Source organism: Acinetobacter sp. Ver3 (assembly GCF_000632455.1).
Lineage (GTDB): Bacteria > Pseudomonadota > Gammaproteobacteria > Pseudomonadales > Moraxellaceae > Acinetobacter.
In genome coordinates this window covers 98827-104826 of the sequence record NZ_JFYL01000003.1, presented here as the reverse complement: position 1 = coordinate 104826, position 6000 = coordinate 98827, and the positions used below count along the sequence as shown (strand labels likewise).

Here is a 6000-nt window from a genome sequence, read left to right as displayed (position 1 = left end):
TTTTTTATTTCAATCATTAAATTTGGCTTTGAATATAATTCTCTACACCAACTTGATCGACAAGATCGAGTTGAGTGGTCGCCCAATCTAAATACTCTTCTTCTTTTTCTAAAATCTCTTGTACTAAATCACGTGTAACATAATCGAGTTGTTCTTCTGCTAATTTCACAGCAGTTTGAATCGTTTCAATATTTTCTTTTACTTTCCGAACATCGCATTGCAGCACTTCAATGGTGTGTTGACCAATATAGAGCTTACCCAGATGTTGCAGATTTGGAAGACCTTCTAAAAATAAAATGCGCTCAATGATTTTATCTGCATGCTTCATTTGACGGATAGATTCTTTATATTCCGCTGAACCGAGTTGTTCGATGCCCCAATCATTAAACATACGTGAATGTAAGAAATATTGGTTGATGGCTGTAAGATGGTGGTAAAGCACCTGATTTAACTGATGAATAACGTCACGGTTGCCTTTCATGATCTTAGCTCCAAACTCAAAATTCAGCCTATCATAGAAGGCTATCGATAGAGATTATCTTAACCCAACTTGCTAAAGCCTGACGAGTAATTTATTGAACAGCAAATGAAAATCGCAATCAAATACACTTTTGCAAAAAATAACCCCACTGAGTCAAAGCGGGGGGGAGAAATTGGAAATCTGAATTATAGTTATAGAATGAGTTGTTATTATTTTTTAGCACATTCTGAGTTAAGCGGCGATTGAAATTCTGGCAGCTATTTCAGCAAGTTCTTCATTAATAATACTGCGTGCTTCAGGAACACAGCGTCCGCAACAAGTGCCTAGATCAAGCAAGTCACGAATTTCACGATAAGATTCAGCGCCATTTGCCATAGCATCTTTAATATCTTGATCTGTAATTCCACGACATAAACAAACGTACATTTCTGCTCAACCACAAGGATAAATGCGATAGTTGATATTATTGATAATTATTATCGTTTGTCAATGAAATTCATTTAAAAATGCTGTTTAATTCATCGGTTTTCCAGATAAAAAAATACCACCTCATAGGTGGTATTTTTTAAGATATTGAAATTATTTAGAAATAATCACAACACCATCCATTTCAACCAGTGCGCCTTTAGGTAAACTTGCAACGCCTAATGCTGCACGCGCTGGATACGGCTGAGCGAAATATTCACCCATAATTTGGTTTACCAGTTGAAAGTGAGATAAATCAGTGAGGAAAATATTCAGTTTGGCAATATCAGCTAAAGAACCACCAGCAGCTTCACAAACTGCTTTTAGATTATCAAAAACACGACGAATTTGAGCTTCAATGCCCTCAACCAATTCCATGCTATATGGATCTAATCCAATTTGTCCTGAAAGATAAAGTGTATCGCCGACAAGAATGGCTTGAGAGTAAGTACCAATTGCAGCAGGTGCATTTTCAGTATGAATGACTTGGCGGGACATCTATTTCTCCATTATTCAAATCTAGCTTCATCATAAAGGATGAACACTATAGGTGAAAGCTCTAATCTGTATTTGTTTAGCAGGCTTGTGAGACTTCTTCAACGGCAAGAGGGGCTGACATGCGTGAAATACGCGGAAAACCAAATTGCATGCGGAGTTCACGAATGATTTGCGCAATTTGCTGACGACTATGAACAACAATACTCAGATAGGTTTTTGATTCGTATTGTCGAACGGACTCGATTCCTATTTTTGATTTACGGCAGATATAAATCAGTTCTGAAATTTGCTCATCACTTAATAATAGATCGATACATAAGTAAGCATTGAAGTTGATTTCTGATTCACCTTCATCTTTCCAATGCAACGGCATAATATTTTCAGGGTGTAACTGTTGTTCGTGTAAAAGGTTCTTACAGCGAGCACGGTGAACAATAAGACCGCGGCGAGATAAATGTCCCTGAATAGGATCGCCTAGCACTGCATTACAACAATGGGCATATTTTACATCTACACCATCAGTACCTAAGATCAGGCGACTTGATGCTTGATCTTGATGATGATCTTGAGCAAAGAGATGGTTCGCCACAAGTTGTGGGAGCAAATCACCTACAGCAATTTGTTCAAAAAGTTGATTCTTGGTTGGAATATGGCGCCATTGTAATAGTTCAGTCCAATTTTGATCGGTTAGATCATGAATAGACGTATTAAATAACTTTAATGCACGATTTAAGGCTTGTTGACCGACAAGGCGCTGTTCATCAATATCTTGGTCTCGCAAAATATTTTGAATAGAGCGTCTGGCTTTTTGAGTGTTGATAAAGCTCAGCCAATCCGGGTTGGGTGAAGCGAGAACATCGGTAATCACCTCAATGACTTGACCACTTGAGAGTGGTGTAGAAAGCGGTTTGATTTCACCATCAATTTTACAGCCGACGGCATGGTTACCTAAGAACAAGCTTGCAGAATAAGCGAAATCTACTGCTGTCGCTCCTTGTGGTAACTCATGTAAGTGACCTTGAGGAGTATAGACCCATATTTTTTCTTGATGTAAATAATCCAATAGATCATTAAACGTGGTCTTAGCACAATCGCCACCGACTAAGGTATGCAAATTCTGCATAGATGCTTGAATGGCAGATCGGCATGTTTGAGGAGCATTTTCACCTAATACTACCCCAAATCGCGCAGCCTTACGCATAAGTTCAGTTTGTATGGTGAGCGAAAGCGTTGTTTTCTCGCCTTTCAAACGCAGCATCAAGGATTGATTGCCACCAGGGAGAGGGCGGCGGATATGATCTTGGTAATTTAAAACTTGGAAGTTATCTTTTAGTAACTCAACTAAACGATCGCAATCGGCAATGGTCTGGAGTACGATTTCAAACGCATGACTATGTGTGAGTTCTTGAAGGTTAATTTCGTTTTTAACAAAGTGGCGTAGCAATTCAATGTTATTGTTTTTCTTTTTAATCCGCCCAGGAATATTGGAGTTTTCCAAGAGGTCACTCAAATGCTTTTCCCAAATGGCTTGGTACTTACAGCGCTGCGGTTTGGTTTGCGCCAAAGCATCTTGAACATCATTGAACATATCTAAATCAAGATTTTGATAGCAGAGGTGTTCAAGGTTGTCAGCCATTTCATTCATGCCGACCAAACGCGCCATTGGCACGAATATATCAAAAGTTTCTTGCGCAATACGGGCACGTTTATCCGGTCTTAAAGCTTCCAAAGTCGTCATATTGTGATAACGGTCTGAAAGTTTAATGATGATCACACGAGGATCTTGCAATGTGGCTTGTAGGATTTTTCGGAATGAGGCTGCTTTATTATATTCTTTGTCACTAGAGTGGCTTAATTTCGTAACACCATCGACCAGCTCAGCCACTGTTTTGCCAAATTTTTCAGTAATGTCTTCTTTGCTAAAGTCGGTATCTTCAATGACATCGTGCAGTAGTGCTGCCATCAACGTTTCTGGGTCTAGGCGCATATGTGCCAGAATACAACTTACGGCTATCGGATGCAGAATATAGGGTTCACCGCTTTTGCGTGTAATACCATCATGTGCCATGTCAGCATAATCGCAGGCCACAAGCACTCTGTCGACGTCCTTTTCAGATAAATACGCGTCGATGATGACTTTTAGCTGTTGCTTAGCTTGGCTGACCAATGGGCCTGGCATACTACACCTTTGAATCCGTGGAAGAGAGTAAAAAGTAAAAGACTTTACTAAAAATTCATATTGCTACAATGCTCTATTTTTAAATAGAGAATAGCTCTAATTTTTTTAACAAATTTTTTCAATTTTGTCGAATCATTCTCTAAAAAATTCAATAAAAAAAGCCTAGTCATTGGACTAGGCTCTTTTAAATGCAGGTCTTAAGCTTATTGGAAAGAAAAACCATCTAAGTTTAAGTTATTTGCAGAAAGTGCTAAATCTAAGCTAGACGTTTGATAATCTTGCTCACGTTGTTTCAAGATATCTTTAGTGACATGACCTTCAGCGATTTCACGTAAAGCAACCACTGTTGGTTTGTCATTGTCCCATTCTACAGTTGGTTCGATACCTTGACGAGCAAGTTGACGCGCGCGTTTGCTTGCCACTAGTACAAGCTCAAAGCGGTTGTCTACATGGTCTAAACAATCTTCAACGGTTACGCGTGCCATAAGAGTTCTCGTATGTATGAAATTTTTTAACAGACTGCGCAGTATAAAATGCTTTTTCTATAGACTCAAGTTTAATCACGAATTCGGTGTGATTAATTTTTGAATTAAATCTTTATGTCGGTGAGCCTGTTGTGATAATGAAAGACGGTTCGCATTAATGACAGACTCAAGATCATGTAAAGCTTTATTAAAATCATCATTCAAGATGATGTAATCGAAGTTTACGTACTGTTGCATATCTTCTACCGCACAACTTAAGCGATGTTCAATCACTTCAACAGAATCTGTACCGCGGTTTGATAGGCGTTGGCGAAGATCAAATTGAGTAGGTGGAAGAATGAAAATTTGTTTTGATTCAGGAAAAAGTTTGCGAACCTGTTCTGCACCTTGCCAATCAATTTCAAGTAAAACATCATGACCCTTTGCAAGTTGTTCTTTTACAGTCGCTTGTGAAGTGCCGTAGTAGTTACCGAAAACTTCCGCGTATTCGATGAAACCACCTTGATTCACTTGCTCAATGAAAGATTCTTTGCTGGTAAAGTGATAATGCACACCATCTAGTTCACCAGGGCGTTGACCTCGAGTAGTGTGTGAAACAGAAACGTGTAAATTGCTTACGCGCTCAAGTAGGGCTTTAACTAATGATGTTTTGCCAGTTCCAGAAGCAGCTGAAACGACAAACAAGAGACCCGACATGATATTTTTCCTGATATGATAAAATATCTTCTCTATTTTAGAGCAGAGTGCTTTTAAACTAAATAGCAATTCGCATTTGTTTTAAAAAATATTCTGATTCATTGATCAAATTTTAGCGATCGTTTGAGGGTCTTATGGAAATTGTTTTAGCTAATCCACGTGGTTTCTGTGCTGGTGTAGACCGCGCTATTGCGATCGTTAATCGTGCACTTGAAAGCTTTAATCCTCCCATTTACGTTCGTCATGAAGTGGTACATAACAAATTTGTTGTGGACGATTTACGCCAACGTGGTGCAATTTTTGTAGATGAATTAGATGAAGTTCCTGATGACAATATCGTGATTTTTAGTGCACATGGTGTATCAAAAGCTGTGCAGCAAGAAGCTGAGCGCCGTGGATTAAAAGTATTTGATGCCACATGTCCTCTCGTGACAAAAGTGCATATCGAAGTCACAAAATATGCGCGTGAAGGGATTGAAGCCATTCTGATTGGTCATGAAGGGCATCCTGAAGTTGAAGGCACCATGGGTCAATATGATCTAAAAAATGGTGGTGCAATTTATCTGGTTGAAGATGAAGATGATGTTGCTGCTTTACAGGTGAATAATCCTAATAAGTTAGCATTTGTCACTCAAACGACACTTTCAATTGATGATACTGCAAAAGTCATTGATGCTTTACGTGCTAAATTCCCAGCCATCCAAGGGCCACGTAAAGATGATATCTGTTATGCAACTCAAAACCGTCAAGATGCGGTCCGTGATTTAGCGACTCAATGTGATGTCGTTTTAGTGGTTGGCTCTCCAAACTCCTCGAACTCTAATCGTCTTCGTGAGTTGGCAGAGCGAATGGGTAAGCATGCTTATCTCGTAGATAATGCGGATGAGCTGAAAAAGGAATGGTTTGCTGAAACCACTAAAATTGGTGTTACCGCAGGTGCTTCAGCACCTGAAATTTTGATTAAACAAGTGATTCAGCGTCTACAAGATTGGGGCGCTACGTCACCACAGGAATTAAATGGGCGAGAGGAGAATATAATCTTTAGCTTGCCTAAAGAATTGAGAATTCAAGTTACTCAAGCTTAATAATTAATTATCAATGACATAGCAGGGTAAGTGAGCAGATTGTAAAAAGTGTGACCTTATCCTCATTTTAATACCATTTGTCATAACTGTGTTGGCTTTATTATTATAAAA

7 protein-coding genes are annotated in these 6000 nt (G+C 39.0%); 1 reads left to right on the top strand and 6 read right to left on the bottom strand.

What is annotated here, in order from left to right:
- Window positions 1–16 precede the first annotated feature (16 nt).
- From bfr to gmk, 6 genes are all read right to left on the bottom strand, one after another.
- Complete coding sequence (gene bfr, locus CL42_RS01830) at window positions 17–481, bottom strand: heteropolymeric bacterioferritin subunit Bfr (RefSeq protein ID WP_035264352.1); 465 nt, start codon at window positions 479–481, stop codon at window positions 17–19.
- Between the two features lie 231 nt (window positions 482–712).
- Window positions 713–907 (bottom strand): bacterioferritin-associated ferredoxin, encoded by a 195-nt coding sequence (locus CL42_RS01825; protein ID WP_035264349.1) that lies wholly within the window; start codon window positions 905–907, stop codon window positions 713–715.
- Window positions 908–1060: 153 nt separating this feature from the next.
- Window positions 1061–1444, bottom strand: a complete 384-nt coding sequence (locus tag CL42_RS01820; RefSeq protein ID WP_035264336.1) for a RidA family protein — start codon at window positions 1442–1444, stop codon at window positions 1061–1063.
- 76 nt (window positions 1445–1520) lie between these two features.
- Window positions 1521–3623 carry a RelA/SpoT family protein gene (locus CL42_RS01815; RefSeq protein ID WP_035264334.1) on the bottom strand — a complete coding sequence of 701 codons (2103 nt, stop codon included), beginning with the start codon at window positions 3621–3623 and terminating at the stop codon, window positions 1521–1523.
- A gap of 203 nt (window positions 3624–3826) precedes the next feature.
- A complete protein-coding gene (rpoZ, locus tag CL42_RS01810) occupies window positions 3827–4108 on the bottom strand; it encodes a DNA-directed RNA polymerase subunit omega (RefSeq protein ID WP_035264331.1) in 282 nt (93 codons plus the stop codon).
- 75 nt (window positions 4109–4183) lie between these two features.
- On the bottom strand, window positions 4184–4804 hold the full coding sequence (gmk, locus tag CL42_RS01805; protein WP_035264330.1) for a guanylate kinase: 621 nt from the start codon (window positions 4802–4804) through the stop codon (window positions 4184–4186).
- A 134-nt stretch (window positions 4805–4938) separates the two neighbouring features.
- Between gmk and ispH the strand changes: the two genes are divergently transcribed.
- Window positions 4939–5889, top strand: coding sequence for a 4-hydroxy-3-methylbut-2-enyl diphosphate reductase (gene ispH / locus CL42_RS01800; RefSeq protein WP_035264328.1), 951 nt, complete (start codon window positions 4939–4941; stop codon window positions 5887–5889).
- Window positions 5890–6000: the final 111 nt, after the last annotated feature.

Bases quoted from the DNA above. Each gene is read 5' to 3' on its own strand.
- ispH (WP_035264328.1), top strand. From the start codon at position 4,939: ATGGAAATTGTTTTAGCTAATCCACGTGGTTTCTGTGCTGGTGTAGAC.
- gmk (WP_035264330.1), bottom strand. From the start codon at position 4,804: ATGTCGGGTCTCTTGTTTGTCGTTTCAGCTGCTTCTGGAACTGGCAAA.
- CL42_RS01825 (WP_035264349.1), bottom strand. From the start codon at position 907: ATGTACGTTTGTTTATGTCGTGGAATTACAGATCAAGATATTAAAGAT.
- CL42_RS01820 (WP_035264336.1), bottom strand. From the start codon at position 1,444: ATGTCCCGCCAAGTCATTCATACTGAAAATGCACCTGCTGCAATTGGT.
- rpoZ (WP_035264331.1), bottom strand. From the start codon at position 4,108: ATGGCACGCGTAACCGTTGAAGATTGTTTAGACCATGTAGACAACCGC.
- bfr (WP_035264352.1), bottom strand. From the start codon at position 481: ATGAAAGGCAACCGTGACGTTATTCATCAGTTAAATCAGGTGCTTTAC.
- CL42_RS01815 (WP_035264334.1), bottom strand. From the start codon at position 3,623: ATGCCAGGCCCATTGGTCAGCCAAGCTAAGCAACAGCTAAAAGTCATC.